This window comes from Bradyrhizobium sp. SBR1B (assembly GCF_014198205.1).
Classification (GTDB): domain Bacteria; phylum Pseudomonadota; class Alphaproteobacteria; order Rhizobiales; family Xanthobacteraceae; genus Bradyrhizobium.
The window spans coordinates 656,740-681,832 of sequence record NZ_JACIHC010000003.1; the positions used below are offsets into that span (position 1 = coordinate 656,740).

The 25,093-nt window shown below is 64.9% G+C and carries 28 protein-coding genes; 4 read left to right on the forward strand and 24 right to left on the reverse strand.

Going from position 1 to position 25,093, the window contains the following annotated elements; translation table 11 throughout:
* Window positions 1-17: 17 nt before the first annotated feature.
* The 24 genes from GGD61_RS11440 to motA all read right to left on the reverse strand — a co-directional run bounded on the left by GGD61_RS11440 (window position 18) and on the right by motA (window position 20,468).
* Window positions 18-599 carry a transglycosylase SLT domain-containing protein gene (locus GGD61_RS11440; RefSeq protein WP_183230704.1) on the reverse strand — a complete coding sequence of 194 codons (582 nt, stop codon included), beginning with the start codon at window positions 597-599 and terminating at the stop codon, window positions 18-20.
* The gene (locus GGD61_RS11445; protein WP_183230705.1) at window positions 550-1,854 is read right to left on the reverse strand and encodes a flagellar hook-length control protein FliK; all 1,305 of its coding nucleotides are present in this window, start codon (window positions 1,852-1,854) and stop codon (window positions 550-552) included. Before GGD61_RS11445 ends, GGD61_RS11440 begins: the two co-directional genes overlap by 50 nt.
* Complete coding sequence (locus tag GGD61_RS11450) at window positions 1,851-3,029, reverse strand: chemotaxis protein (protein WP_183230706.1); 1,179 nt, start codon at window positions 3,027-3,029, stop codon at window positions 1,851-1,853. The genes GGD61_RS11445 and GGD61_RS11450 overlap by 4 nt, the downstream gene beginning before the upstream one ends.
* Complete coding sequence (locus GGD61_RS11455; RefSeq protein ID WP_183230707.1) at window positions 3,026-4,339, reverse strand: MotB family protein; 1,314 nt, start codon at window positions 4,337-4,339, stop codon at window positions 3,026-3,028. Before GGD61_RS11455 ends, GGD61_RS11450 begins: the two co-directional genes overlap by 4 nt.
* Before the next feature lie 6 nt (window positions 4,340-4,345).
* Window positions 4,346-5,038 (reverse strand): hypothetical protein, encoded by a 693-nt coding sequence (locus tag GGD61_RS11460; protein WP_183230708.1) that lies wholly within the window; start codon window positions 5,036-5,038, stop codon window positions 4,346-4,348.
* Complete coding sequence (gene fliF / locus GGD61_RS11465) at window positions 5,035-6,660, reverse strand: flagellar basal-body MS-ring/collar protein FliF (RefSeq protein ID WP_018318450.1); 1,626 nt, start codon at window positions 6,658-6,660, stop codon at window positions 5,035-5,037. The genes GGD61_RS11460 and fliF overlap by 4 nt, the downstream gene beginning before the upstream one ends.
* A gap of 333 nt (window positions 6,661-6,993) precedes the next feature.
* Window positions 6,994-7,905: a flagellin gene (locus GGD61_RS11470; protein WP_018318449.1), complete on the reverse strand. Its 912-nt coding sequence runs from the start codon at window positions 7,903-7,905 to the stop codon at window positions 6,994-6,996.
* Window positions 7,906-8,168: 263 nt separating this feature from the next.
* Window positions 8,169-9,074, reverse strand: coding sequence for a flagellin (locus tag GGD61_RS11475; RefSeq protein ID WP_028145737.1), 906 nt, complete (start codon window positions 9,072-9,074; stop codon window positions 8,169-8,171).
* 241 nt (window positions 9,075-9,315) lie between these two features.
* The gene (gene fliP, locus GGD61_RS11480; RefSeq protein ID WP_092253767.1) at window positions 9,316-10,056 is read right to left on the reverse strand and encodes a flagellar type III secretion system pore protein FliP; all 741 of its coding nucleotides are present in this window, start codon (window positions 10,054-10,056) and stop codon (window positions 9,316-9,318) included.
* Entirely contained in the window at window positions 10,053-10,496 is a 444-nt protein-coding gene (locus GGD61_RS11485) for a flagellar basal body-associated FliL family protein (RefSeq protein WP_177236981.1), read from the reverse strand. The genes fliP and GGD61_RS11485 overlap by 4 nt, the downstream gene beginning before the upstream one ends.
* Before the next feature lie 42 nt (window positions 10,497-10,538).
* Entirely contained in the window at window positions 10,539-11,246 is a 708-nt protein-coding gene (flgH, locus tag GGD61_RS11490) for a flagellar basal body L-ring protein FlgH (protein ID WP_092253771.1), read from the reverse strand.
* A complete protein-coding gene (locus tag GGD61_RS11495; protein WP_177236982.1) occupies window positions 11,247-12,014 on the reverse strand; it encodes a MotE family protein in 768 nt (255 codons plus the stop codon).
* A 67-nt stretch (window positions 12,015-12,081) separates the two neighbouring features.
* Window positions 12,082-13,212 carry a flagellar basal body P-ring protein FlgI gene (flgI, locus tag GGD61_RS11500; RefSeq protein WP_038950160.1) on the reverse strand — a complete coding sequence of 377 codons (1,131 nt, stop codon included), beginning with the start codon at window positions 13,210-13,212 and terminating at the stop codon, window positions 12,082-12,084.
* Window positions 13,209-13,685 (reverse strand): flagellar basal body P-ring formation chaperone FlgA, encoded by a 477-nt coding sequence (gene flgA, locus GGD61_RS11505; protein WP_092253775.1) that lies wholly within the window; start codon window positions 13,683-13,685, stop codon window positions 13,209-13,211. The genes flgI and flgA overlap by 4 nt, the downstream gene beginning before the upstream one ends.
* Before the next feature lie 13 nt (window positions 13,686-13,698).
* Window positions 13,699-14,487 carry a flagellar basal-body rod protein FlgG gene (flgG, locus tag GGD61_RS11510; protein ID WP_018318441.1) on the reverse strand — a complete coding sequence of 263 codons (789 nt, stop codon included), beginning with the start codon at window positions 14,485-14,487 and terminating at the stop codon, window positions 13,699-13,701.
* Between the two features lie 17 nt (window positions 14,488-14,504).
* Window positions 14,505-14,834, reverse strand: coding sequence for a flagellar hook-basal body complex protein FliE (locus GGD61_RS11515; RefSeq protein ID WP_018318440.1), 330 nt, complete (start codon window positions 14,832-14,834; stop codon window positions 14,505-14,507).
* A 2-nt stretch (window positions 14,835-14,836) separates the two neighbouring features.
* Complete coding sequence (flgC, locus tag GGD61_RS11520; protein ID WP_028145745.1) at window positions 14,837-15,253, reverse strand: flagellar basal body rod protein FlgC; 417 nt, start codon at window positions 15,251-15,253, stop codon at window positions 14,837-14,839.
* A gap of 11 nt (window positions 15,254-15,264) precedes the next feature.
* A complete protein-coding gene (gene flgB, locus GGD61_RS11525) occupies window positions 15,265-15,666 on the reverse strand; it encodes a flagellar basal body rod protein FlgB (protein WP_092253777.1) in 402 nt (133 codons plus the stop codon).
* A gap of 64 nt (window positions 15,667-15,730) precedes the next feature.
* Entirely contained in the window at window positions 15,731-16,816 is a 1,086-nt protein-coding gene (gene flhB / locus GGD61_RS11530) for a flagellar biosynthesis protein FlhB (RefSeq protein WP_092253779.1), read from the reverse strand.
* A 13-nt stretch (window positions 16,817-16,829) separates the two neighbouring features.
* Entirely contained in the window at window positions 16,830-17,870 is a 1,041-nt protein-coding gene (locus GGD61_RS11535; protein ID WP_018318436.1) for a flagellar motor switch protein FliG, read from the reverse strand.
* Between the two features lie 2 nt (window positions 17,871-17,872).
* Complete coding sequence (fliN, locus tag GGD61_RS11540) at window positions 17,873-18,262, reverse strand: flagellar motor switch protein FliN (RefSeq protein ID WP_092253781.1); 390 nt, start codon at window positions 18,260-18,262, stop codon at window positions 17,873-17,875.
* A 76-nt stretch (window positions 18,263-18,338) separates the two neighbouring features.
* Complete coding sequence (locus GGD61_RS11545) at window positions 18,339-18,653, reverse strand: hypothetical protein (protein ID WP_092253783.1); 315 nt, start codon at window positions 18,651-18,653, stop codon at window positions 18,339-18,341.
* On the reverse strand, window positions 18,634-19,575 hold the full coding sequence (locus GGD61_RS11550; RefSeq protein WP_092253785.1) for a flagellar motor switch protein FliM: 942 nt from the start codon (window positions 19,573-19,575) through the stop codon (window positions 18,634-18,636). Before GGD61_RS11550 ends, GGD61_RS11545 begins: the two co-directional genes overlap by 20 nt.
* Window positions 19,572-20,468, reverse strand: a complete 897-nt coding sequence (gene motA / locus GGD61_RS11555) for a flagellar motor stator protein MotA (protein WP_028145751.1) — start codon at window positions 20,466-20,468, stop codon at window positions 19,572-19,574. The genes GGD61_RS11550 and motA overlap by 4 nt, the downstream gene beginning before the upstream one ends.
* Before the next feature lie 143 nt (window positions 20,469-20,611).
* Here motA and GGD61_RS11560 point away from each other — a divergent pair, with 143 nt between their 5' ends.
* The 4 genes from GGD61_RS11560 (at window position 20,612) to GGD61_RS11575 (ending at window position 24,988) form a co-directional block, all read left to right on the forward strand.
* A complete protein-coding gene (locus GGD61_RS11560; RefSeq protein ID WP_092253787.1) occupies window positions 20,612-21,397 on the forward strand; it encodes a DUF1217 domain-containing protein in 786 nt (261 codons plus the stop codon).
* A 3-nt stretch (window positions 21,398-21,400) separates the two neighbouring features.
* Window positions 21,401-22,129 (forward strand): flagellar basal-body rod protein FlgF, encoded by a 729-nt coding sequence (gene flgF, locus GGD61_RS11565; RefSeq protein ID WP_018318430.1) that lies wholly within the window; start codon window positions 21,401-21,403, stop codon window positions 22,127-22,129.
* A 42-nt stretch (window positions 22,130-22,171) separates the two neighbouring features.
* On the forward strand, window positions 22,172-23,497 hold the full coding sequence (gene fliI / locus GGD61_RS11570; RefSeq protein ID WP_092253789.1) for a flagellar protein export ATPase FliI: 1,326 nt from the start codon (window positions 22,172-22,174) through the stop codon (window positions 23,495-23,497).
* A gap of 855 nt (window positions 23,498-24,352) precedes the next feature.
* Complete coding sequence (locus GGD61_RS11575) at window positions 24,353-24,988, forward strand: MarR family winged helix-turn-helix transcriptional regulator (protein WP_018318428.1); 636 nt, start codon at window positions 24,353-24,355, stop codon at window positions 24,986-24,988.
* Window positions 24,989-25,093: the final 105 nt, after the last annotated feature.

The following is a 25,093-nucleotide window of genomic DNA, read 5'->3' on the forward strand; positions in this document are numbered from 1 at the left end:
TGCACAACTTCACGTCGTCATGTCGTTTTCGGCTGACAGAACGAGCGCGCCTTGTCGGTCCAGGCGCCGAAGCCGCTCGACACGAGGTGAGCTACGATGTGACAGACATAGCGCTTCTGCGCCGGCTGGTTGTTGGGGCCGGCATTGTAGCGAGCCACCGCCATGGTCCAGCTGCCCTCGCGCTGCTTCAGCTCTTTCAGGAAGCGCGCGGCATACTCGACGTTCTTGGCGGGATCGAACATCGCGCGCACCGAGGCGAACTTGTCGCCGTGATAGTAATGATTGATCTGCATGCAGCCGAGATCGATCAGCTTGATGCCCTTGCCGCGCATGGCCTGGAAACTTGCGATCGCATCATCCATGTCCCTGGCGAACACGGTCTGGCCGTCGGCGCCGAGGGCATAAGGATGCAGCGCGCCGCGGCGGCCGGTCTCGGTGAGACCGACTGCATAGAGAATGCCGAGCGGAATCCCATGCTGCTGGGCCGCGCGCGCCATCTCGCGCTCGCAGGGGCGCACGACGTCGGTGGCCGCGTCCGCGGCGCCCGCATTACAGATAAACAGGGCCGCGACGATTCGGCTGACCCACGTCCTGGTCATGACGCGTCTCCTGGGGCTGGCGTTCCTGGCGGGCCTGTTTCGCGCCGCCATCGGATTGCCCCGACGACGTGCCTGCGCCACCGAACGCACCTTGCGACTGCGACGAGGGCTGTTGCTGGCCCGAGAGCTGCGGCTGCGACTGGCCGGAACCGCTCTGGAATCCATCCAGCGAGCCGTGCTGCACGGGCGCGACGTCGGCGACATAACCCGCCGTCTGCATGAGATCGCGGATCTGGTCGCGCTGCTGATCCAGCATCTGGCTCGTGTCCTTGCGCGCGGCCGCAAGGTGGACGGACACTTCGGTGCCGACGAGACGAAGGCGCACGGTGACGTTGCCGAGCGCCGGCGGCTCGAGATTGATGGTCAGGATCTTGAGCGGCTGATCCGGCGCATTGGTCTGGGATGCTGCGAGATCGGGCGCTGCCGACACCGCCGGGGCTGCGGAGTCCTTCAGCTCGGCGACGACCGCATTGGCGACCTGTTGCGGGGCGTTGAACTGCGCCGGGGGCAGATGGGTCTCCTGCTGGACCACGGTGACCTTGGTCGTCTCGGGCAACGCGTCGCGCGTCGAGACCTTGGCGGCGCGTTCGACATTGGCCGTGACCGCCTCGAAGCCTGAGGTCGCGGGCATGGCTTTGGCGGAAGCCTCGCTGCCTGGCTGTGCGGCCGCGGCTTGCGATGCATCGCCTTGTGCACGCGCGCCGGTCGGAACGGCAGCAGACGGCACGGAATCCGCTGTCGCTGCAACCTCACGCCTCGTCCCGGATGAGCGCTCGTCGCGCGCGGGCACGTCTTTCCTGTCGCCCGACTGCGACGGCATTTGCGGCTTCGCGGCCGATGCGGCAACGAGATCCTGTCCCACGATCGCGGGAGCGTTCGGGCGGTTTGAAACGTCCGGCTTCGGATCATGGCCGACCGGACTTTGCGTCTCCGACGATTTGTCGGTCGTCTGGTCGCCAGCCTTGAGCACGTCGGTCGCCTCGGTGCGCTCGTCCGTCTCGTCCTTCGACTTGTCCTTGCCTGCGGGGTGGGCCAGACGCGTGGGCAGCGCTCCGGCCTTCGCGGTCGTATCGTTGCCCTCATCGTTGAGTGCCTGCTTGGCGAGGTTCGAGACGGTGTGGAGCAGATCGTTGAACGACGAGCCAGCCTGCGACTTGGCCCCGGCGCTCTTTGCCGAACGCGACGTGCCGCGGATGTTGAGGCTCTCGGCGAGACCCGAGAAGAGCTGTCCGGAGGTTCCACTGAGCTTGGTCATGGGCGGCGGTCCCTGGTAAGGAGTTCGAGTTCGCCGAGCTGCTTCTGCGCGCGCGCGAGCGTCACGGTCGATGACGCCAGATCGAGACGCGCCGGCGTTGCCGGAGGCTTGTCGGCCGAGGCGGCGGATCCGCCCGGAAACGGCTTGCGAACATCGAGCGCGAGCTGCACCGTGGCATTCATAAGGGGCACGTCGCGCTCGGGCAGCTTCGACCGGTCGACTGCCTTCAGCTCGGCAAGACCGCCGTCATATTCGTCGGTGAGCGCTCGCGCGGCGCCGCGGAAGAAATGCGCCCGCTCGCGATCCGCCGAGGCGTCGGCGCTGAGCGTCAGCGCCCGCTCGCCGGCAAGCCGCGTCACGGCCATCTGCCCGCGCACCATCGCCGCGCGCGCGATCACGAGATAGAGCTTGAGGCGGCTCGCGCGATCAATCTGCTCGAGCAGCGCTGCGATCCGCGCGAAGCGGCGATCGTCGAGCGCCAGACTCGATTGCGTCAGGCCCGAGGAAAAGCGCTGCCAGAAATCGCCAGCATAGATCGAGTTGCGGTAATGGCGGATATAGGCCAGCGCCAGGAACTCGAACTTGTCGAAATCCTCCGCCTGCCCCACCAGCAGGATCTCGCGCCGCAACGCCGCCTCCTCCACCAGCGTACCGGGCAGGAGCAGGCGCGCGTCGTCCAGACGCTCGATCGCCAGCGATGCCTCGGAACGCGCGAACAACGCGCCCTGGACCAGCGCGACCTGTCCGCCGAGGCCGGAGGACAACGTCCGCGGCTTGACGTCCTTGAGCAGCTCCCGCGCTTCCTCCTGACGGCCCTCGACATAGGCGAGCGCGCCGTTGAACAGCCGCTCGTCGACGTTCATCTTGTCGCGCGGCAACTTGCGGACGATTTGCGGCGCGCCGCCGCTGAGCAGGTAGATGACTGCAGCCTGGCTGTTCTGCGCATTGCTCCACACGTCCGGATCGGCGGCGAGAAACTTCTCTCCGATCTGCCGGATCAGCGCGACGTGGCTGCCATGCGCGGCGGTGTCACCGTTGGCGATGCCGTCCTGCACGGCTTGCAACGCGCGGACGAGCTCATAGGGCTCGCCCGACTGGCGCGCGGGTTGTGCGAGCGCGTTCGCTGCCGTGAACGGCAGGAGCAGCAGGACGGCGCAGAGGAGCGGCCTGATCAAGGGCGCTTCTCACGGATCAGGATCTCGATTCGGCGGTTCTGAGCAGCCGCCGGATCGCTCGGAAGCTTCGGCCGGCGGTCGGCATAGCCTTCGACATGCTCGATCCGCTGCGCGTCGACACCGGAGCGAACCAGCATGTAATAGGCCATCTGCGCGCGGGCGGTCGACAACCGCCAATTGCCGTAAGTCTCAGAACGATACGGCCGATTGTCGGTATGGCCGCGGACGATGATCATGCCCTGGCGTTTCGTCAGCAACGGCCCGATCTTGTCGATCACGCGGATCAGCTCGGGCCGCGGCTCGGCCGAGCCGACTGCAAACATGCCGAAGCTCGCATCGTCGGTCAGGCTGATCAGGAGGCCCTCCTCGACCTGACGCACCTCGGCCGCCGGCCCGGCGCCCGCCTTGATGTCAGATAGCGCGTCCGCGATCGCGGCCTGAAGCTGCTTCACGGTCGGCTGCTGGGTTTGCGCCGCATCGCGCGGCTCAGACTCCTTCGTCGTATCGTTGGGACGCGCCTGCGCGGCGGCGTTGACTTGAACGCTCGCTTGCGCGCTGCCCTCGCGCGGGGCTTGCGCCGGCGCAGGCCCCGGCGGCAATAGCGGCGACAGGTTTGCGGACGACGCATCCGCGTTCGGCGCCAGGCTTCCGCCGGCATCGTCCGCCTTGGCACCACGGGCCTGCGGCTCGCCCTGATTTGTGCCTGAGGCGCCGTCGCGCGCGGAGGCATTCGGCTTGGGCTCGCTCTCGATCATGCGATCGGCATCCTTGGATGCTTGCGGCGCCAGCTTCCAATAGCCGGGGTCGAAGGGATCGCGGTAGGCGTCGCCGCCCTTTAGACCATCCTCTTCGGCAGACGTCAGCGCGCCGGCGCGCCGCTGTCCCGTGGACTGGTTCGCGCTGTTCGCGATCTCGGAGAGCGTTGCATAGGGATCACGGAACAGGACTTTCTCTTCATAGGAGGCCGGCTTCTCGGCCGTCGGCGAGTCGCCGCGACGTTCCTCGTTCGAGCCGGCCGGCTGACGCTTGCCGTCCTGACCTTCGAACGAGGTCGGCTCCTTCTTGGAGAGATTCTTCAGGCCCTTCGGCGCGGGGGCATTTTCCGCGAGCTGGATCGGATTGAAATAACTCGCGACGACCTGCTTCTGATCCTGGTTGAGCGCGTTGAGCAGCCACATGACCAGGAAGAACGCCATCATCGCGGTCATGAAGTCCGCATAGGCGATCTTCCACACGCCGCCGTGATGCGCCTCCTCAGCGAAAGCGCTGCGCCGGCGGACGATCACGAGTTCATGCTTGACCTCTTCCATGGCGGGTTACCGGCGTGCTTCCTTCAGGCGCTCGCTCCAGGCCGTGATCTGCGTCTCGATCACGGTCTGGTCGGCCACGACGCGAACCTCCAGGGTGTCGGCGGCCTCGTACTCGATGCCGGTGCGCCTGGACGCCTCGAGCTGCGTCTTCACGAGGTCGAGCAGCTCGCTCGGGCCGGTGACCTTGAACGCCGGCACCGACGAATTGCCGGTCAGCGCCGCGATCTGCTCGACCAGCGATCCGATCGCCTTGTCGCGGACCGCCTCGGTGAGGAACGGCAGCAGTATCCGCGCCACGGAGCTTGCGATGTTGGTCTCGATCTCGCGGCAAGCCGTCTCGAAGCCGCTCACGATCGCGACCGCCTGCTGGTCGGACCATTTGGCGCGCTCCTCGCCGAGCCGGATCGCGCTGCGGACGCGCTCCTCGGCAAGCCTGGCGTCGCCTTCCGCGACGCCGGCCGCATGGCCGCGGCGGTAGGCATCGTCCAGGACATTGGCCGGCGGCGCTTCCGCCTTCGGCGCCGGAGACGGCGACTGCGGCAGCGGCTGCGAATGGGCCTGAGGCTGCTGCGGAGGCTCGCGCATGACCTCCTTCGGCCTCGTCAGCACGTCCTGGATCCTCGGCGGCGGAGGCGGCGGTGATTTGGCCCGGCCGTTCGCGTCGAACTGCGTCAGGAACTTTCCGATTGCCGCGTTCATGCCGCCTCCTCGCGTCGCATCCAGTCTTTAAGGATCGCTGCGGCCTGCGCCTGGTCGAGCCGGACGATCTGCTCCAGTCGCTTCTGCGGCGTTCGCTGCATCTTGCCTTCGAGATCTTCGACGAGATTGAGCTCGGGGTCCTGACTCTCGGCCAATGCAAGGGCCGCAGCAGCCTCGATCTCGGCGGCCTCGGCGGCCTCAACCTGCTCCTGCTCCGCGCGATGGGTCAGAATGCCGTTGACCGCCGGCCGCAAGCCGAACCAGACCAGCATCGACGCAACGGCCAGGATCGTCACCGCGTTGATGACGCTGCCGAGCTGCTTGTTGATCATCTCGACGAAGCTGATCGGCGGCACCGGGGCCAGCTCACGCGAGCCCTCGATGAAGTCGACGGCCGTCACCTGGATCTGGTCGCCGCGCTGCTTGTCCAGTCCGCCGGCCGTCGCCGCGAGCTGGCTGATCTCGGCGAGCTTGCTGTCGACGATGGCCTGGTTGCTCTTGTCGCCGAGATCGGCGACCAGCCGCGCCCGATTGACCAGGACGGCGATGAAGAGCTTCTTCACCGAATAGCCGTCGCTCACCGTCGTCGTGGTCTTGGACGAGACCTCGAAGTTTGTGACGTCCTCCCGGCGGGTCTTGTCTTCGCTGGAGTTCTTGCCGCCGCCGGCGTTGACCTGCTGATCGGGAAGGTTCTGCTGCACCGTGGTCGGCGTCGAACGGTCGGCGTTCTGCGAGGATTCCTTCTCGCGCACGTTCCGCACCGAACGCTCGGCCCGGCTCTCCGGATCGTAGACGGTCTCGTTGATCTGCCGCTTGTCGGTAGAGAGCTGCGGTGCGACGCTGACCTCGAAATTGTCGAGGCCCAGATACGGCGTCAGCGCCTTGCGGATGTTCTCCTGCACCATGCCGCCGACCGTCTTCTGCAGGCTCGCCATCTTGGTCGGGGCGGCGCTCGCCTCGTCCTCCTCGGCGAGCAGCATCGAACCGTCGGCATCCAGCACCGTCACCTTGTCGCGGTTCATGCCTGGAATGGCGGCGGCGACGAGATGGCGGATCGACTGCGCGGTGCGGGCCTCGATCGCGCCGTCGGTGCGCAGCACGACCGATGCCGATGGCGGCTGCTGCGTCGCGCGGAACGAGCCGCGCACCGGCAGCACGATATGCACCCGCGCCGCCTTGACGCCCTTCATCAACTGCACCGTGCGCGCGATCTCGCCTTCCAGCGCCCGGAGCTTGGTGACCTCCTGCATGAACGAGGTCAGGCCGAGCGAGCCGATCTTGTCGAACAGCTCGTAGCCGGAATTGGCGCTGGTCGGCAGCCCCTTCTCGGCCAGCAGCATCCGCGCCTGCATGGTCTGGCTCGGGCGTACCGAGAGCGCGTCGCCGGCCGTATTGACGTCGAAGGTGATGTTCTGCTCGCGCAGCGCGGCGCCCATGCGCGTCACGTCTTCGCGGGTGAGGCCGGTATAGAGCGTCTCGAATTCAGGCCGGCTCAGATAGTACGCGCCGCCGACGACCGTCACGAGAACGGCAAAACCGATCAGGCCCAGGGCCATCAGGCGTCGCGGCCCAAGCTCCAGCAGATTGTTGAGCAGTTGCTGTACCTGCGCACGACTGAGCATATGACCTCGTACCAATGCGAACGTACGGGACACTCCGCTGCCAACCTTGTCTGAAGGTTGCGCAAGGACACGAATGTGTCAGTTCGCAGGCGAGGCGTTGCAATTTTACAAGAAGGCCTATTTTACAAGAAGGCCTATTTTACAAGAAGCCCTGACAAGGCAATCGGGCCAGCGGCTACGTGCGCCGGGACGCATGGCCGCACGATCGGCCGCGGCGTATCGCATGAAATTCAACGTCGGGAGATCGATTGCGGGCGTCTTGTGCCGCCCTCCGCCGGTCACGGCGGGGACCGTGCTCCCTTAAGGGAGCACGGTCGTTTTCAAGAGCGCCGCTTAGCCGCGGAACAGCGACAGGATGCTCTGGCTGTTCTGGTTGGCGATCGAGAGCGCCTGAACGCCGAGCTGCTGCTGGGTCTGCAGCGCCTGGAGCCGGGTCGATTCCGCGTTCATGTCGGCGTCGACGAGCTGGCCGATACCGCGATCCACCGAGTCCATCAGCGACTTCACGAACTCAGTGTTGTTCGAGATGCGGTTCTTGATGGCGCCGAGGTTGGCGGCGGACTGGCTGACCGTGTTGATCGCGGTGGTGACCTGCGCGATGTAGCCGTCGAGGATGGTCTGGTCGGCCGTCGAGTCGGTCAGCGAACCGATACCGATGGTGTTGACGGACGCGCTGCCGGTCACCGTGTCCAGGATACCGCCTGTGGTCGCGGTGTAGAGCGAGTAGTTGGCGACCGTCACCGTGATGGTGTTGATCGTCGGCGTGCCGCCGACGCGCGAGAACGACGACACCAGGTTGACGGTGGTCGGCGTGGATGCGTTGGTGCTCAGCCAGTTGACGCCGTTGAACGTCGCCGCGTTGGCCACGTTCTTCATGTCCTGCTGGATCTGGGTGATTTCGGCCTGGATCTTGGTGCGGTCGATGCCGGCGGTCTTGGCTTCGACCAGCAGCGCCTGGAGCTTGGTCAGGCCGGAGTTCTGGTCGCCGATGACCTTGTTCAGAGCGGTGTATTCGGTGTCGACCGTCGCAGCCGACAGACCGAGCGAGTCGGAGACGGCGGAGAGCGCGGCGTTGTCGGCGCGCATCGAGGTCGCGATCGACCAATAGGCCGAGTTGTCCGAAGCGGTCGAGACGCGCTGGCCGGTGGAGATGCGGTTTTCGGTGGTCTGCAGGCTGGCGCTGACATTCCGGAGGGTCTGGAGCGCAGTCATTGCAGCGGAGTTGGTAAGCAGGCTGGAAGCCATCTTTGATGTCCCTTTGAAAACAGATTGGATGGGGACATACCGGGCTTGCACCGGTACGACAGGGCGGCATCATGCCTTTGGGCTGCGGAAATGCGCGTAAACCCAATCCGTCGTAACGGCCAGACTAGCCGGCGAAGCTTGTGCGGGGCTTGTGGCGCTGTGCCCCCGCTGCAACAGGGCGGCCGAAATCACGGTGCGCGGGTCAGGCAAACGAAAGGGCCGCGCTTCGCAAGAAGCGCGGCCCTCCCAAGATCGTCGAAGGCTTAGCGGAACAGCGACAGGATGCTCTGGCTGTTGTTGTTGGCGATCGAGAGCGCCTGAACGCCGAGCTGCTGCTGGACCTGGAGGGCCGCCAGGCGGGTGGACTCCTGGTTCATGTCGGCGTCGACGAGCTGACCGATACCGCGATCCACCGAGTCCATCAGCGACTTCACGAACTCCGAGTTGTTCGAGATACGGTTCTTGATGGCGCCGAGGTTGGCGGCGCCCGAAGACACCGTGCCGATCGCTGCGGTGACCTTCGCGATGTAACCATCGAGAATGGTCTGGTCAGCAGCCGAGTCGGTCAGCGCACCGATGTTGAGGCTGTCGACCGACGCGCTGCCGCTCACGGTGTCGAGGATGCCGCCCGTGCTCGAGGTGTACAGCGAGTAGTTGGCGACGGTCACCGTGATCGAGCTGGTGGTCGGCGTAGAGCCGACACGCGAGAACGACGACACGAGATTGACGGTCGTCGGCGTGGAGGCGTTCGTGCTCAGCCAGTTGACGCCGTTGAAGGTCGCCGCGCTTGCGACGTTCTTCATGTCCTGCTGAATCTGGGTGATTTCCGACTGGATCTTGCTGCGATCGATACCGGCGGTCTTGGCTTCGACCAGCAGCGACTGCAGCTTGGTCAGGCCGGAGTTGCTGTCGCCGAGGACCTTGTTCAGAGCGGTGTACTCGGTGTCGACGGTCGCGGCCGACAGACCGAGCGAGTCGGAGACGGCGGAGAGCGCGGCGTTGTCGGCGCGCATCGAGGTCGCGATCGACCAATAGGCGGCGTTGTCCGCGGCGGTAGCCACGCGCTGGCCGGTGGAGATCCGGCTCTGCGTGGTCGAGAGTTGCGAGCTGACAGACCGCAGGGTCTGGAGCGCGGTCATGGCGGACGAGTTCGTGAGTAGGCTTGACATTGCGAATGTCCCTTTATGTACGCGTTACATTTTCATCAGGGGACATACCGGACTTGCACCGGTACGGAGGGGCGGCATCATGCCTTTGGACTGATGTGGGTGAGGTCCAACCCGCCGTGACGCCTTGCTAACACGTCGAATCTTGCCGCCGGATTAAGATCGGCTTGAATTCCATAGCAATATCATATGGTTAATATTACTTTCCGCTAACCATAACGAGCCGGGCCGACGCTCGTCGCCGTTACGAGAACGAGCGCACCAGTCCGGAGGCGAGCAGATTCCAGCCGTCGATCAGCACGAAGAACAGCATCTTGAACGGCAGCGCCAGGATCGTCGGCGGCATCATCATCATGCCCATCGACATCGTCAGCGTCGCCACGATCATGTCGATGACGAGGAACGGCAGGATGATGAGAAATCCGATCTCGAACGAGCGCCTCAGCTCGGAAATCATGAAGGCCGGAATGATGACGCGCAAATCGACGCGCTTGTCGTCGAACTTCTTGCGAAAGCTCTCCGCGGCGAGCGACTCGAAGGTCTGCAGATCCTTGTCGCGGACATGGGCCAGCATGAACTCGCGGAACGGATCCGTGATCTTCAGATAGGCCTGCTCTTCCGAGATCTCGTTCTTCATCAGCGGCCGGACGCCGGTCTCCCAGGCGCGATCGAAGGTCGGCGCCATCACGTAGAAGGTCATGAACAGCGCGAGGCTGATCAGCACCAGGTTGGCCGGCGTGGTCTGCAGGCCGAGGCCGGCGCGCAGGAACGACAGCGCCACCGCAAATCGCGTGAAGCTCGTCACCATGATGAGCAGTCCCGGCGCCACCGACAGCACCGTGATCAGCGCCATCAGCTGGATGATCCGGCCGCTGGTCGAGCCGTTTCCGGGCGGCAGCAGCGAGTTGAGGTCCGGAATCTGGGCGAGCGCCACTTCGGGCAGCACGACCAGGACCAACGCGAGCAGCAGGATTTTCACTCTCACTGAATCACCAGAGTCTCAATGATCAATTCGCGCACCTTGCCCGACGAGCGGATATTGGCGCGCTCGGTCAGGTCGTCGCGCAGATGCTGAAGCCCGCGCGATCCCTCGAATTGCGTCACCGTCGCCGACCGCAGATAGGTGACGATGTCCTCGCTGATGTGGGCAGCCAGGATGCCGGCATCCTCGTCGCTCATGCTCTCGGTCACCATGGAGGCCTCGATGCGGGCCCAGTTGTTGGCCGGCGCGGCGAGGTTGGTCACGATCGGCGACAGCTTCCTGAGCCGCGCGCTGCCGGCGTAGCTCGAGGCAAGCGGCGGCGGCGTGGCAGTTTTCTTCGCGTCGGCGACGCGCTCGGCGGCCGCAAACAGATGCAGCCCGGCCAGCGCGCCCGCACCGATCGCGACAAGGGTCAGCACCACGATGGCCGCAATCAGGCGCATCACGTCCCCTGCCCTCGCGGCGCGGCCAGACCGGCGCGGACTTCAGAATGGTGCCACGGCGTCATAGATCCGATGTCCCCATCCAGGCTGCTGCACGTCGGACAGATTTCCGCGACCGCCATAGGACACGCGGGCCTCGGCGATCTTGTCGTAGGAGATCGTGTTGGCCCGCGAGATATCGCGCGGACGCACGATGCCGCCGACGTTGAGCACGCGCATCTCCGTGTTGACGCGAAACTCCTGCGAGCCGCTGATCATCATATTGCCATTCGGCAACACGTCGGTGACGATGGCCGCGATCGAGAGCTTGATGTCCTCGGTGCGATCGATCTGGCCATTGCCCTTGATCTGGGTGTTGGTGCTGAGATTGGCGTTGGTCGATCCCTTGTCGCTCCACCCTGCGACGTCCATCAGCCAGTCGAGCCCGAACTTGACCTGCGAATCGCGCGAGCGACCGGTCTTGTTGTCGAGCTTGGCCTTGTCCTGCATCGAGATGATCACCGTCACGACGTCGCCGGTGCGCCGGGCGCGGGGATCGCGGTAGAGGTCGGTGCCGTCGTCCCAGGTCGAGCGATAGCTGACAGGCGTGCGCATGCGCGGCGTCACGGGAATCGGATCGGCCTGGGTCCGAAGGCCGCTGCCGACCGGCGACATTTGCGGGCCGGTCAGGACCTCGGACGGATCATGGAAGCATCCGGCCAAGGGCACGGACGCCAGCACGAGCGAGAGGATGAGGATCGGCTTCTTCATCTATTTGGTCTTTCCGTCATCCACGCGACGCATTCCGCCGAGCAGGTCGGCGAGGTGCGCCGCGCGTGCCGTATCCATCTCGTTGAAGATCGCGCTCGAGTTCCTCGGGCTAAGCTTGGCGAGCACGGCGGCGGCAGTCTCATCCGCCATGCCGGCAATCTGGGTCGCCGCAGCTTCGGGCTTCATGCGCGAATAGATCTCGACGACGCTGGCTTCGGCCTTCTTCAGGAAGTCGTCGCGCAACGCCATCCACTTCTCGTATTCGACGCGCTTGGCCTCGACCTCGGCGATCCGCTCGCGCAGCAGGCTCTCGGCCTTTTCCAGCTCCTTGAGCTGCCAGGCCAGCCTTGCATCGACGGCGGGATCGGCGACGTTGCTGCAGAACAGGGCGACTTCATTGTCCGCCGATACCGCGGCCTGTGGCGGCGCAGGTTTCGGCGGCGCCGTGACGCTGCCGGGCTTGGCCGGACGTGCCGGTGGTGGTGCAGGTGCAGCCGCTGGCGTCTGGGAAGCAGGCACCGCGCCGGTGGTCGCGGGTCCCTGGTCTTCGGCCGCCCATGCCGTCGCCCGGATCGACGCATTGTCGCCTGGCATCGTGGTGACCGGCAGCGGCTTCTGCGGGCCGGAGGCGCGGGCGCGCGCGAAGGAGAGCAGGTTGAGCGGCTTCGGCGGCTTGGCCTCGTGCAGGGCCAGCACGGGCGACGCGCCCGCGAGCACGGATGCCGCGATCAGCAGGAGGAGTTTGGCTTTGTGATCCAGCTTCAGCATCGGGCGGCGTGCGATTCTCGGTCGAGACACGAGCATTGAGCGACCAAGCTTGCACGACGCTTGCGCATCATTGGACGATGACATCGGCCTGGAGCGCACCAGCCGTCTTGATCGCCTGCAGGATCGCGATGATGCCCGACGGCTTCAGGCCGATCTGGTTCAGCCCGCGCACCAGGCGCTGGAGATCGACCCCGCTGAGGATCGCCACCTGAGATCCGGCCTCGTTGGCCTCGACCACGGTCTGCGGGACCACCACGGTCTGCCCTCGCGAGAACGGCGCCGGCTGCGACACTACGGGCATCTCCGTGACACGTACCGTCAGATTGCCGTGCGTCACGGCGACGGTCGATATCCGCACGTCGCGCCCGATCACGACAGTGCCGGTGCGCTCGTTGATCACCACCCGTGCCGGCGTGTCAGGCTCGACCGTCAGTTCGCCGATCTCGGCAAGGAAGCGGACAGGGCCGATGTGGCGCGGCTTCGACAGCACGATGGTGCGGTAGTCGCGCTCGAAGGCGATCTGCGCGCGGTAGCGTCCACCGGCGTAGCGGTTGATGGCGTCCAGGATGCGTGTTGCGGTGACGAAGTCGGGGTTCTTCAGCTGCAGCACCAGGAACTCCATCTCATGGAGACTTCCTTGCACCTCGCGTTCGACCAGCGCACCGTTCGGGATGCGCCCGGCCGTCGGCGTACCCTGACTGACGTTCTGCGCCTGGCCTCCGACGCTGTAACCGGCGACCGTGATCGCGCCCTGCGCCACCGCGTAGACGGCGCCGTCCGCCGCGCGCAGCGAGGTCATGACCAGCGTACCGCCGAGCAGCGAGGTCGCATCGCCGAGCGACGACACCGTCACGTCCATGCGCTCGCCGGGCCCGATCGAGGGCGTCAGGTCCGCAGTCACCATCACGGCCGCGACGTTGCGCGTGCGCAGCGTCGTCGGTCGCGTCGGATTGTTGGTGCTCGTGGTCTCGTTCCTGACGTTGATGCCCATGTTCTCGAGCATCGATTGCAGGGACTGCTCCGTGAACGGAGCGTTGCGAAGCGTGTCGCCGGTGCCGTTCAGGCCGATGACGAGGCCGTAGCCGACGATCTGGTTTTCGCGCAGGCCCTTGATGTCCGCGATGTCCTTGATGCGGACGGCGGCATGGGCGCTGGCGGCCGAAAGCAGCAGGACGAGCGCAAGCAGGATTCTGGTCATGACCCGTCCACGACCTTCACGGTGCCGTCCGGCTGGACCACGCCCCTGATGATCACCCCGGTATCCGTATTGCGCACCGGGATGAGCGCGCCGGACGCACCCGATTGCATCGCCGAGCCGTAAGTGACGATGGACAGGCCGCTGTCTTCCACCACGACCTTGACCATGGCGCCGCGGGCGACGGTCCAGGGGTCTTCCACCGAGTTGGTTGGGATGGGCTGGCCCGGCAGCAGCGCGCGCCGCGCCATGCGGCCGACCAGGACCTGGCGCCCTTCGACGAACATGGCAACGCCGAGCACGCTCGGCGCGAAGGCGCGCTCGGTGATCATGTCGTCCCGGATCAGCTCGCCGGCGCGGATTGCAACCGCCGGCACCGGAAGCCGCTTCTCCTCGGCCTCGGCGAGGCGCGCTGAAGCCAGAACCAGCAGCACGGCGGCCAACCCGCGCACGATCAGGCCCACCCTGTTCAACATCGAGACACCGGAACTAGCGCATGCCCTTCGATACTGTCTGGGCCATTTCGTCCGAGGCCTGGATGACCTTGGCATTCATTTCGTAGGCGCGCTGCGCCGAGATCAACTCGGTGATTTCCTTGACCGGGTCGACGTTCGAGGCTTCGAGCCATTTCTGGTTGATCTTGCCGTACCCGGAATCGCCAGGCAGGCCGACGACGGGCGTGCCCGACGCCGTGGTCTCCTTGTAGAGATTGCTGCCCAGCGGCTCGAGGCCCGCCTCATTGGCGAAGTTGGCGAGGTTGAGCTGGCCGATCTGGCGCGGGTTCACCTCGGTATCCAGCTTGGCGAAGACCTGGCCGGTCTGGTTGACCGTGACCTCGACCGTGCCCTGCGGTATTGTGATCGCGGGATCCAGCAGATAGCCGTCGATCGTGACGAGCTGGCCGTTGGCATTGGTGTTGAACGAGCCCGCGCGGGTGTATTGCACCTCGTTGTTCGGACCGAGCACCTGGAACCAGCCGCGGCCGTTGATCGCCATATCGTAGGGGTTGCCGGTCTGCGTCAGCGCGCCCTGGATGTGCAGCTTGCGGATCGCGGCCGACTTGACGCCGAGACCGAGATTGGCGCCTTCCGGGATCGGCGACGAACCGTTGACGTTCGCGACGCCCTGCATGCGGTCCATCTGGTAGAACAGATCGGTAAACTCGGCGCGCGCACGCTTGTACGACGTCGAATTGATGTTGGCGATATTGTTCGCGATGACTTCGATGTTGGTCTGCTGGGCGTTCATGCCCGTGGCCGCAATGGCGAGCGATTTCACAGCTTCATTCCTTCAGATCAAATCGACATCCGGACGACTTCCTGGTAGGCCTGCACGACCTTGTCGCGAACCGCGACCGCCGTCTGCAAGGCCTGCTCGGCCGACATCAGCGCCTCCACGACCTTGCGCGTCGATTCCTTGCCTTGCATCGCCGAGATCGACGCCGCTTCGCCTGCCTTCAGCGTCCCGATCGCGTCGGTCGTCACCTGCTTCATCACCGATTCGAAGCCGACATCGTCGGTGGACTGAATGGCGGTCGGAGCCGCCGGCGAGATGGCCTGCGCCTCGGTCGCACGGCTCGCCGCTTGCCCAGCGGAAATCGCAGTGGATGAAATTGCCTCAAGCATTGTCAGCTCCTCAAGAGGTCGATGGTCATGCCGAGCATCGACCTCACCTGTTTCACGACCTGGAGATTGGCTTCATAGGACCGGTTGACTTCCCGCATGTCGGCCATCTCGATCATCATGTTGACGTTCGGAAGCTTGACGTAGCCGGCCTTGTCGGCAGCGGGATGTCCCGGGTCGTACTCCACGCGGTACGGCGTGGTGTCGACCCCGATCTCCTTGACCTTCGCCAGCTGCGAGCCCGAGGCGCGATCCATCGCAGCATCGAAGGTGATCGTCTTGCGCTGATAGGGATCGGCGCCGGCGGTGCGCCCCGTCGAGGTCGCGTTCGCCAAATTCTCCGAGACGATGCGCATACGCGTCGACTGCGCTTCGAGCCCGGAGCTCGCGACCGTCAATGACGCTTGCAGTGAGTCCAGCATCTCAATTCACCTCAGCTCTTCGCGCTCGACAGCAGCATGCGGTGAAACGACCGCACGACTGCCGAGTTCATCGAGTAATCGCGACTGACGTCGCTGCCCTTGATCATTTCCTGCTCGAGGCTGACCGAATTGCCGGAGTGAACCACTTCCCAGCTGTCCTTCTTCGCGGTCGCCCGCGTGTCGGTCTCGGCCGCGGCCAGCTGCATGTGCGACGGCGACGTCATCGCAAGCCTCATCGGCAAGCCGTCGAGCACCTTGTTGAAGGGCTCGACGTCGCGCGCCTTGAAACCGGGCGTGTTGGCGTTGGCGACGTTTGTGGCGATGGTCGACTGGCGAAGCTCGAGGTACCGCGCCTGCGACGATGCGAGTTCGAAGAGATAAAGCGGTCCCACGACAGCCCCGTTCTGGTCCATTCGGGAGAAGCCTAGGGCGTTAAGCTTTCGTCAAGCTGTTGGGTCGGACGTCGTCCTCTGAATTCTACTGGACCTTCTCGGTGCGCGACGCCTGCTTCGACTGGAGGAAGTAGATGATCTCGGCGACGGGGCGGAAGAATTCCGCCGGGATCACCTGATCGGCCTGCACCGCCTCGTAGAGTGCGCGCGCCAGCGCCTTGTTCTCGATCACCGGAATCCGATTCTGCTCGGCGACCTCGCGGATCTTCAGCGCGATCACGTCCATGCCCTTGGCCACCACGAGCGGCGCGGGATTTTCCTCGCGCTTGTAGCGCAATGCGATCGCGAAGTGCGTCGGGTTCGCGATTACCAGCGTCGCGCGCGATGCGGACGCGATCATCCGCTGCCGCGAGCGGTCGCGCGCCAGCGAGCGCAGGCGCGCCTTGATCAGCGGATCGCCTTCCGCCTGCTTGTGCTCGTCCTTGATCTCCTGCTTGGTCATGCGCAACTGGCGCCGCCAGTGGAAGCGTGCCCAGGCGAGATCGATCGCCACCAGGACGATGGTCGCGATGCAGATCGCCGAGACGATCCGCATCGCGATGTTGAGAATCATCTCCGGCAGCGCAACCGGATCGGTGTACATCGCCTCGAACGCCTTCGCCTCCGACGCGCGCAGCACGAAGGCGACCACGGAGGTCACCGCGGCTAGCTTGAACAGCGACTTGGCGAATTCGACCAGTCCCTGCGTTCCGAACAGACGGCTCCAGCCGCTGATCGGAGAGATTCGCGACAGGTCGGGCTTGATGCGCTCCAGCACCAGGCGCGGCGCGTTTTGCAGCAGCGAGGCGGCGAGCCCGAACGCGCCGAGGGTGACGACCAGCGGCACCAGGAAGCGCAGCGCCTGGAGGCCGACCACGGTGAGCAGGTTCTGCGCGTCCGCGCCGGTCGAGAGCGGGAAGCCTTCGGGATCGTCCAGGAGGTTCTTCAACGTCGGCGTCAATTGCTGCACGCCCTGGCCGATCAGGAACGCCTGAATGACCATCAGCGCGGCCATCGAGGCGAAAATGGAGGCCTCCCGAGAGACCGGGATCTTGCCCTGTTCGAGCGCATCACGGACTTTCTTCTCGGTCGGCTCTTCTGTCTTGCTCTCCTGATCGGATGATTCTGCCATGCCCGTTCAGCGGTCAGCGGAAGACCAGCTCATCCTCCTGGTCGGGATTGAGCTCGATTTCACCCTTCTCTGCGAGCTCGAGCGCGAGGTCGGTGATGACGCGGCGCGCCTCCAGCACGTCACGCTGGTTCGACGGCTCGCCGATGGCGAGCTCGTGCTCGACGACGCGGCGGACGCGCGAGGCGACCGCGGACAGGATCAGTTCGCGGAAATGCTTGTCGGTGCCCTTCAGCGCGACGACGATGCGATCGGTCGGCACCTGGTCGAAGATCATGGTGCGCGCCTTCGGCGCCAGGTTGATGACGTCGTCGAAAGTGAACAGCAGCTCCTTCAGCACTTCGGCCGACTTCGGCCGCTTCTCCGACAGGCTCTTGAGCATGTCCTCGATATGTCCGCGCTCCATCTTGTTGATGATGTCGGCGACGCGGGCGTAGGTGTCGGCGCCGAGGTTGCGGGCGAAGTTCAGCGTCAGATCCTCATGCAGCGTCTTCTCGAGCACCCTCATGGCGTCGTCGGCGATCGGCTTGAGGCTGAGTACGCGCCGCATCAATTCGTTGCGCAGGCTCGAGGGCAGCTGGCTCATGACCTTGGCGGCGCAGGCCGGCTTGACCTTGGACAGGATCAGCGCCGCGGTCTGCGGATGCTCCTTGGACAGGTAGCTCGCGAGCGAGTTTTCGGACACCGACGAGACACGGTCCCACACCGACCGGCTCGAATTGCCGAGCAGGTCCGACATGATCGCCGACACCTGGTCGGCCGGAAGCACGTCGCCGAGCACGGCCTCGAGGCCACCGAGGGTGCCGAGAATGTTCGCGCCCATAGAGAATTGCTGGGCGAACTCCTCGACGATGGATTCGAGTTCTTGCGCCGTGATCGGCCGCAGCTCGGCCGCGGCCTTGGTAACGATGCGAATATCCTGCGGCTCGAATTGCGCAAGCACGCTCGCGGCCGCCTGCCGGCCCATGGCCAGCAGCAGCGCCGCGACCTTTTCCGTGCCGCCCAGCGTGGCAACGCCTCGCTGCTTGACGGGAGCGATGCCGACCTGTGCCGCCATGGTCAGCTGTCACCCTGCCCCAGCGGTCCGACGATCTCCGTGAGCGAGACGCCGAAGCGGGAATTGTCCTCTTCGACGACGACCACCTCGCCGCGGGCGACGATGCGGCCGTTGACGACGACGTCGACGGGCTCGCCGACCCGATGGTCGAGCGGAACCACCGCGCCGCGCCCGAGCTTCATCAGGTTCGCCACCGGAATGGTCGCGGATCCCAGCACCACCTGCATGGTGACAGGAATACGCAGGATGGCATCGACATTGCCGAACTTGCCGCTCTCCTCCGCCGTGCGCGCGGCGATCTCCGCGAGCCGCTCCAGCGGAGAGGTGTCGGTATGCCCCTCGTCGGCGGCAGGTGCTCGCGTGGCAGAGTCATAGTCGAAGGATTGCGCCATCTGGTATCGCCTCTTGGTCTTTCCGCTCCCGGAACGCCTCGGCGTTCCGCTCGTATTGGTTCTGTCGGCTCTGGCTTCAGTGCTTGTTCACCTCAGCGCCGCCTGCGGTCGCGGCCGGCGCGAGCCCGCTGCGGGCGTCAAGCGCCGCGATCGCCTCGTGGGCCTGATCGATCTTGGTGGTCAGCACGTTGGCGAGCCGTCCGAGATTGGCGGTGGAATCATGCGCCGCGGTGATGACGGTGTCGAAGGCGCCCGCGGTCTCGTGGACGATGGTGGAGAATTCGCCCTGGTAGCTGCGCAGCCGCGCCAGCTCGCGGTGCATCCGCGTCACCCGCATGCTGGTGAAGGCGAGCGCGATCAGCAGCACGGCATCAACGAGATAGGATATCATCGACGAACTCCCGTTTCTGATCGACGGGATCGGCCACCTGCATGGCGTAATAGCCATCGAGCTGGCCGATCTGACACCAGAACAACACCTGGTTGTTGCTCTCGAGACGGGCCAGCGTGCGCGGCGTCGCCTCGAGCTCGAGCACCTGCCCCACCTTGAACTTCACGACGTCCTCGAGCGAAATCATCTTCTCGTCGAGCACCGCGCTCAGGGTCACCTCGGTCCGGTGGACCTCGCTCTCCATCTGCTCGCGCCAGCGCGGATCGGTCGCGCGACCGTCGCTGGCGGTGACCGTTGCAAGCTTCTGACGCAGCGGGTTGAGCGCGGAGTGCGGAATGATCAGGAACATCTGGCCGCCGCGGTAGAGTGCCTGCACCATCATGTTCGCACAGATCGACATGTTGCTGGCGCGCCCGATCGCCAGCGAGGCCATCGCCGTCTCGACCCGCTCGACGCGGAAGGTGACGTTCGACGTGCCGGCGAAGGCGCTCTGCAGCGCCTTGGCGAACCGCTCGAACAGCGCCTGGACCAGGCGGATCTCGATGTTCGAGAAAGTGCGTTCGACATCGAGCGGCGGTTCCGCGCCGTCGGATCCGAACATCGCCTCGACCATCGTAAACACGAAGTCGCGGTCCAGCATGATGATGACGCGCGAGTCCCACTGCTCGGCATAGAGCACCGCAGCGACCGCGTTGCCCTCGTAGTCCTTGATGATGTCGCCAAGGGGATCGTTGGTGATGCCGTTGACCGAGAAATAGCACGGCGTTCCCGCCATCGGCTGCAGGCTGTCGGTGCACGATGCCGCCATGCGATCGAAGATCACATTGAGCATCGGCATGCGTTCGATCGATATGCCGGCCGCGTCCAGCAGATAGTTCGGCAGCTGCTTGCGCTGATCGACCTCGACGTCTTCCATCATCATGCGCGGGCAGCCTTGGGTTCGGGCTCGGTGACGACGGCCTTGGGACCTGCGATCGTCTCGTTCTCGACGACGTCGATCGACGGCCGCTCGGTGCTCGCGATCATCTTGCGGCCGTGCTCGACGGCGATCTGCGGCATGGCGCCGTTCATGAACGCCAGCAGCGTCTGCTTGACGATGATGTAGGGCCGGCACTTCTTCTCGCGCGTCATCTTGATCTTGATCGCGAACGGCGAAAGAACGCCGTAGGACAGGAAGATGCCGGCGAAGGTGCCGACCAGGGCCGCGCCGATGAAGCCGCCCAGCAGCTTCGGGGACTGGTCGAGCGCGCCCATCGCCTTGATGACGCCGAGCACGGCGGCGACGATGCCCAGCGCCGGCAGCGCCTCGGACACCGTCACCAGCGCATGATAGGGCGCCAGCTTGCTCTTCACGATGGTGTGGATCTCCTCGTCCATCAGCGCCTCGATCTCGTGCGTGCGCGCGTTGCCCATGATGATGAGGCGGACGTAGTCGCAGATGAACTGGAGCAGCGAGGGATCTCCGAGCACGCTCGGAAACGCCTTGAAGATCTCGGAGGACGCGGGATCGTCGATATGAGCCTCGACCTCGTTGCGGCCCTTGCCCCTGAGCTCGCGCATCAGGGCGTGGAGCGCGCCGAGCAGATCAAGGTAGTAGCGTTGGCCGGGCACCGCGCCGGTGATGGCCTGCATGCAGGCAACGCCGGTATCCACCACCGTCTTCCACGGATTGGCGACGATGAAGGTGCCGACCGCGGTCCCCATGATGATCACGAACTCCCACGGCTGCATGAGCACGGCCAAATGCCCGCCCATGGCGGCAAATCCGCCGAGCAGCGCCGCTACCGTGATGAAAATCCCCACGAAACTGCCCAACGCGCCGCTCCATCGCCAATCCCACCGGGAATATCTAGTCGGCGAGCCTTGCGCGAAGCTGGCTTCCCGCCTCGCCAGCCCCGCGCAAGCAATCGGCGGCAGCTTGGGGCGGCGTCGCAACAGCGGCCAGAGGGGCGCGTGTCATGCTATCCACCATCGCGGACTACACCAGACTGACCAAGGACATGGGCAAATCGCTGACGCAGGTCGCGACACAGCCGGATGTCAGCCGCGAGACCGACTATTTCCTGAGCCATATCGGCAACGTGAAGACGATCGACGACTTCCTGAAGGACTATCGCCTCTATTCCTACGCGATGAAGGCCTTTGGCCTCAGCGACATGACCTACGCCAAGGCGTTCATGCGCAAGGTGCTGACCGAGGGTGTCGGGAACAAGAACACCTTCGCCAACAAGCTGACCGACACCCGCTACCGGGAATTCGCCACCGCCTTCAATTTCGCCGCCCTCGGCAGCAACGCGACGAAGACCACCCAGGCGACGACCGGGACGGCGACCCATTACGTCACGCAGACGATGGAGCAGAAGGCCGGCGACCAGAACGAGGGCCTGCGGTTGGCGCTCTATTTCACCCGCAAGGCCTCCACGATCACGACCGCCTACCAGGTGCTCGCGGACAAGGCGCTGACGCAGGTGGTTCAGACCGCGCTGGGCCTGCCCTCGACAATCAGCGCGGCCGACATCGACGCCCAGGCCAAGATGATCACGAACAGGGTCAAGCTTACCGATTTCCAGGACCCGGCCAAGGTCACCAAATTCGTGCAGCGCTTTGCGGCGATGTGGGATGCGACCCAGGCCCAGAGCGACAATTCGACCAATCCCGCGCTAGTCCTGATCGGCGGTGCCAGCTCGGCCAGCATGGATATCAACATGCTCTCGAAACTTCAGTCCCTCCGGTTCGGAAAGTAGACCATGCAATCGGCCCTCTATGTGGGATTGTCGGCCCAGGTCGCTCTCGAAAAGCGCCTCCAGACGATCGCCAACAACGTCGCCAACGTCAACACGGCGGCATTCCGCACCGACGTGGTGAAGTTCGAGACCGTGCTGTCCAAGGCGGGCGCAAACCCGGTCGCCTTCTCCTCGCCCGGCGACAACATCATCTCGCGCGAGCAAGGCAACATCACCGAGAGCGGCAATCCGCTCGACGTCGCCGTGGTCGGCCAGGGCTGGATCGCCTTCGCAGGTCCCAACGGCACGGTCTATACCCGCGACGGCCGGCTCCAGATCGCCGCCAACGGCGATCTTCAGACCGTAAGCGGCTTTCCCGTCGTCGATTCCGGCGGCGCGCAGATCACGCTGGACCCGAACGGCGGACCGATCTCGATCTCGCGCAGCGGCGCGATCACCCAGGACAACAACGAGATCGGCACCATCGGCCTGTTCAACATTCCCGCTGACGCCAATCTCGAGCGCTACGGCAATTCCGGCGTGACGCCGGACCGACCTGCGAGCGCCATCGCCGATTTCTCCCGCGACGGCTTCAAGCAAGGCTATGTCGAGGGCTCCGGCGCCAATCCGATGATGGAATTGACCAAGCTGATCGCGGCCTCGCGTGCCTTCGACGGCACCAATTCGATGATCGAGGGCACCGAAAGCTCGCTGCAGAACGCAATCCGGACGCTGGGCGAACCCGGCAAGTAGACCGCGCCTCGCGCGCATTGAGATTGAGGTTGGACGGTTTCCTTGAACGCTCTTCGGCAACTCGAGTGGGCGCTGCTGGAGCTTCAGCAGAGCACTCCCCTGGCAAGCGTCAGCGGCGCGATCTCCGAGATCGCGCCGACGCATTTCCGTGTCTCCGGCCTGTCGCGCTTCGTCAGGCTCGGCGAGCTCATCGGCGTCAATTCGGGCGGCAAGCCGCAGATCGGCGAAGTGGTGCGAATCGACAGCGAGGGCATCGTCGCCAAGCCGTTCGACCGGCAGTTCGCCGGCGGCCTCGGCTCGGTCGCCTACCGGATGCCGCCCTTGTCCTTTGCGCCCGATCCGAGCTGGAAGGGTCGCGTCATCAACGCCCTCGGCGCGCCGCTGGATGGATTGGGGCCCCTCACGCCGGGCCCACAGGCGGTCTCGGCGGAGGCTGAGGCGCCCTCGGCCATGAAGCGCGCACGCGTGCACAAGCCGCTGCGCACCGGCGTACGCGTCATCGATTTGTTCGCACCGATCTGCGCCGGCCAGCGCGTCGGCATCTTTGCCGGCTCCGGCGTCGGCAAATCGACGCTGCTTGCGATGCTCGCCCGCAGCCAGGGTTTCGACACCGTCGTACTGGCCCTGGTCGGCGAGCGCGGCCGCGAGGTGCGCGAGTTCATCGAGGATGTGCTGGGCAATGATCGCCAGCGCGCCGTCACCATCGTGTCGACCGGAGACGAAAGCCCGATGATGCGGCGGCTGGCGCCGAAGACGGCGATGGCGGTCGCGGAATATTTCCGCGACCGGGGCGAATCGGTGCTGCTCATGGTCGATTCGATCACGCGTTTCGCCCACGCCGCCCGCGAGGTCGCGCTCGCCGCCGGCGAGCCTGCGGTCGCGCGCGGCTACGCGCCGACGGTCTTCACCGATCTGCCACGCCTTCTGGAGCGCGCCGGGCCCGGCGACGAAGGTGCCGGCACCATCACCGGAATCTTCTCGGTGCTGGTCGACGGCGACGATCACAACGAGCCGATCGCCGATACCATCCGCAGCACGCTCGATGGGCACATCGTGCTCTCCAGGCACATCGCCGACCAGGCGCGCTATCCGGCCGTCGATGTGCTCGCTTCGGTCTCGCGCCTCGCCCACAACGTCTGGGATCCCGAAGAGCGCGAATTGGTCAGCAAGCTGCGCGCCTTGATCGCCAAATACGAGGACACGCGCGACCTTCGCCTGATGGGCGGCTATCAATCGGGACGTGATTCGGGCCTCGACCAGGCGGTCGACATGGTTCCGAGAATCTACGGCGCGATGCGGCAGGACGCTTCGGCTCCGCCGAGTGCCGATCCGTTCCGCGAGCTGCGAGACATGCTCAAGGGCGAATAGCAGCGCGAGGGGCCGCGACCGCCCGCAACATGCGCCGCTATCCTGCTCCTGCCCGTTGTTTTCGACAGGAGATTGCGCATGCCGCCACGCCGCCGGCGCATGCGCCGCACGGCCGTCGCCGGTTTTCCGCCCTGAGCGCGGCCACCACTCGGGTGAGAGCAGCGGACGACCGCGCCGGATGCGACCGCACCGGCGATTCTGCGAGCAAACGGTCAACAACCGGCGCGTGTAATTCTTCCGAATTCCCTTGACGATTCTCCGGCTCCACCCACAAGTTGTGGATGACCTGCCGAACTCATCGTCGTCATGCACAAGCTTCGATCAATTTGCGTCGATCACGGACAGCAGGACGCCGTGCAATCATGGCGTCGCAGAGTTGAGTGCATGCTGCTTGCCGGACAGCGTATTGCGTTCACTATCATGTGTCCCGATGAGCGAGATTGTCTTGAACGTTACATTCGCCTGCAACGACATCTGGGCTCCGCGAGCGTCTCTACTTGATTTTGTTGAGAAGCTCATTCATCGTTTCGACGGAATATAAGAAACGTCTGCGTGTGACTTGAACTCAGGGGCTTCGGTTGAACTATTCCGATCCATCGTCGGCTGGCGACGGCAACTCGGGCTCCCGTGCGACGACGCTGTTGGCATGCCAACGACGCAGTTCGTCACTCCGAAGCACGCGACGCGCATCGGTCCAGGTCGGCCGCGCTATAATTCGTTCCTACGAACGAGAGCTCGACACGACGCGTTCGCCGGACAGCTGCAGCCGTTCGATGTCTTTCGAAGGTTTCGCGGACCAGGATGCAAAGCGGCTTCGGGGCGCCGCAGACGAAGTTCCGGGGACGAGGTAGATTCATGCCATTGGCACGGGAAGCCGTCGAGCTGCTGGTTCAGGCGGCGAGGGCTTGGTATTTCGAAGGCAATCAGCATGGATTGCGCGATCGCGAATGGATGGCGCTGCGCTTTCTCGGCCGCGCCAACAGATTTTCGCGCACGCCGTCCGCGCTGGCCGGCTTCATCGGCGCCACCAGAGCAACTGCATCGCAGATCGTGAAAACGCTGGAGAGCAAATCCTTTCTGGTGCGCAAGCCGTCGCAAGAGGACAAGCGTTCTGTCGTCCTGCACGTCACCGCCCAGGGCGAGAAATGCCTGAACCAGCACGACCCGATCAATCACGTCGTCAATGCGGTCACCTCGCTTGGAAACGACGAATGCGTCAGGCTGCGCGACTCGCTCCGCGAAGTTCTCAATCACCTCGACGCGGCCCATCAGCGGCTCGATGCCAGTGTCTGCCGGGACTGCATGTTTCTCGCCGAACGCGGCCCGGCTACCTCCAAAGGACGCGCGAGCGCCGAATTCATGTGCCGGCTGTATCGCGCTCCAGTCTCGCTCGATGAGACCGAACTGCTGTGCACCAGTTTCGAGCGCACCCGCGACCGCCCCAAGATCGAGGAGCATCTCGACCGCGCGCGGATGGCAAGCCAGGGCTGAGACGCACGCAATTTCCGCGCGAGTGGTTGCGGCACAGCCCGCGGACAACTTCGCAGCGCCGGTCTCTGAACAACGCATGCAGTTCCCTCGTGTCCCCGGACAAGC

Excerpts from the sequence above, each read along its gene's own strand:
- GGD61_RS11460 (WP_183230708.1), bottom strand. The coding sequence starts at position 5,038 with ATGAACGCGGCAATCGGAAAGTTCCTGACGCAGTTCGACGCGAACGGC.
- flgH (WP_092253771.1), bottom strand. The coding sequence starts at position 11,246 with ATGAAGAAGCCGATCCTCATCCTCTCGCTCGTGCTGGCGTCCGTGCCC.
- GGD61_RS11545 (WP_092253783.1), bottom strand. The coding sequence starts at position 18,653 with ATGATATCCTATCTCGTTGATGCCGTGCTGCTGATCGCGCTCGCCTTC.
- flgB (WP_092253777.1), bottom strand. The coding sequence starts at position 15,666 with ATGGACCAGAACGGGGCTGTCGTGGGACCGCTTTATCTCTTCGAACTC.
- GGD61_RS11515 (WP_018318440.1), bottom strand. The coding sequence starts at position 14,834 with ATGCTTGAGGCAATTTCATCCACTGCGATTTCCGCTGGGCAAGCGGCG.
- fliN (WP_092253781.1), bottom strand. The coding sequence starts at position 18,262 with ATGGCGCAATCCTTCGACTATGACTCTGCCACGCGAGCACCTGCCGCC.
- GGD61_RS11550 (WP_092253785.1), bottom strand. The coding sequence starts at position 19,575 with ATGATGATGGAAGACGTCGAGGTCGATCAGCGCAAGCAGCTGCCGAAC.
- GGD61_RS11495 (WP_177236982.1), bottom strand. The coding sequence starts at position 12,014 with ATGCTGAAGCTGGATCACAAAGCCAAACTCCTCCTGCTGATCGCGGCA.
- GGD61_RS11575 (WP_018318428.1), top strand. The coding sequence starts at position 24,353 with ATGCCATTGGCACGGGAAGCCGTCGAGCTGCTGGTTCAGGCGGCGAGG.
- fliF (WP_018318450.1), bottom strand. The coding sequence starts at position 6,660 with ATGCTCAGTCGTGCGCAGGTACAGCAACTGCTCAACAATCTGCTGGAG.
- flgA (WP_092253775.1), bottom strand. The coding sequence starts at position 13,685 with ATGTTGAACAGGGTGGGCCTGATCGTGCGCGGGTTGGCCGCCGTGCTG.
- flgF (WP_018318430.1), top strand. The coding sequence starts at position 21,401 with ATGCAATCGGCCCTCTATGTGGGATTGTCGGCCCAGGTCGCTCTCGAA.
- GGD61_RS11440 (WP_183230704.1), bottom strand. The coding sequence starts at position 599 with ATGACCAGGACGTGGGTCAGCCGAATCGTCGCGGCCCTGTTTATCTGT.
- GGD61_RS11455 (WP_183230707.1), bottom strand. The coding sequence starts at position 4,339 with ATGGAAGAGGTCAAGCATGAACTCGTGATCGTCCGCCGGCGCAGCGCT.
- GGD61_RS11445 (WP_183230705.1), bottom strand. The coding sequence starts at position 1,854 with ATGACCAAGCTCAGTGGAACCTCCGGACAGCTCTTCTCGGGTCTCGCC.
- flgI (WP_038950160.1), bottom strand. The coding sequence starts at position 13,212 with ATGACCAGAATCCTGCTTGCGCTCGTCCTGCTGCTTTCGGCCGCCAGC.
- GGD61_RS11535 (WP_018318436.1), bottom strand. The coding sequence starts at position 17,870 with ATGGCGGCACAGGTCGGCATCGCTCCCGTCAAGCAGCGAGGCGTTGCC.
- GGD61_RS11470 (WP_018318449.1), bottom strand. The coding sequence starts at position 7,905 with ATGGCTTCCAGCCTGCTTACCAACTCCGCTGCAATGACTGCGCTCCAG.
- GGD61_RS11475 (WP_028145737.1), bottom strand. The coding sequence starts at position 9,074 with ATGTCAAGCCTACTCACGAACTCGTCCGCCATGACCGCGCTCCAGACC.
- flgC (WP_028145745.1), bottom strand. The coding sequence starts at position 15,253 with ATGCTGGACTCACTGCAAGCGTCATTGACGGTCGCGAGCTCCGGGCTC.
- GGD61_RS11560 (WP_092253787.1), top strand. The coding sequence starts at position 20,612 with ATGCTATCCACCATCGCGGACTACACCAGACTGACCAAGGACATGGGC.
- flhB (WP_092253779.1), bottom strand. The coding sequence starts at position 16,816 with ATGGCAGAATCATCCGATCAGGAGAGCAAGACAGAAGAGCCGACCGAG.
- GGD61_RS11485 (WP_177236981.1), bottom strand. The coding sequence starts at position 10,496 with ATGCGCCTGATTGCGGCCATCGTGGTGCTGACCCTTGTCGCGATCGGT.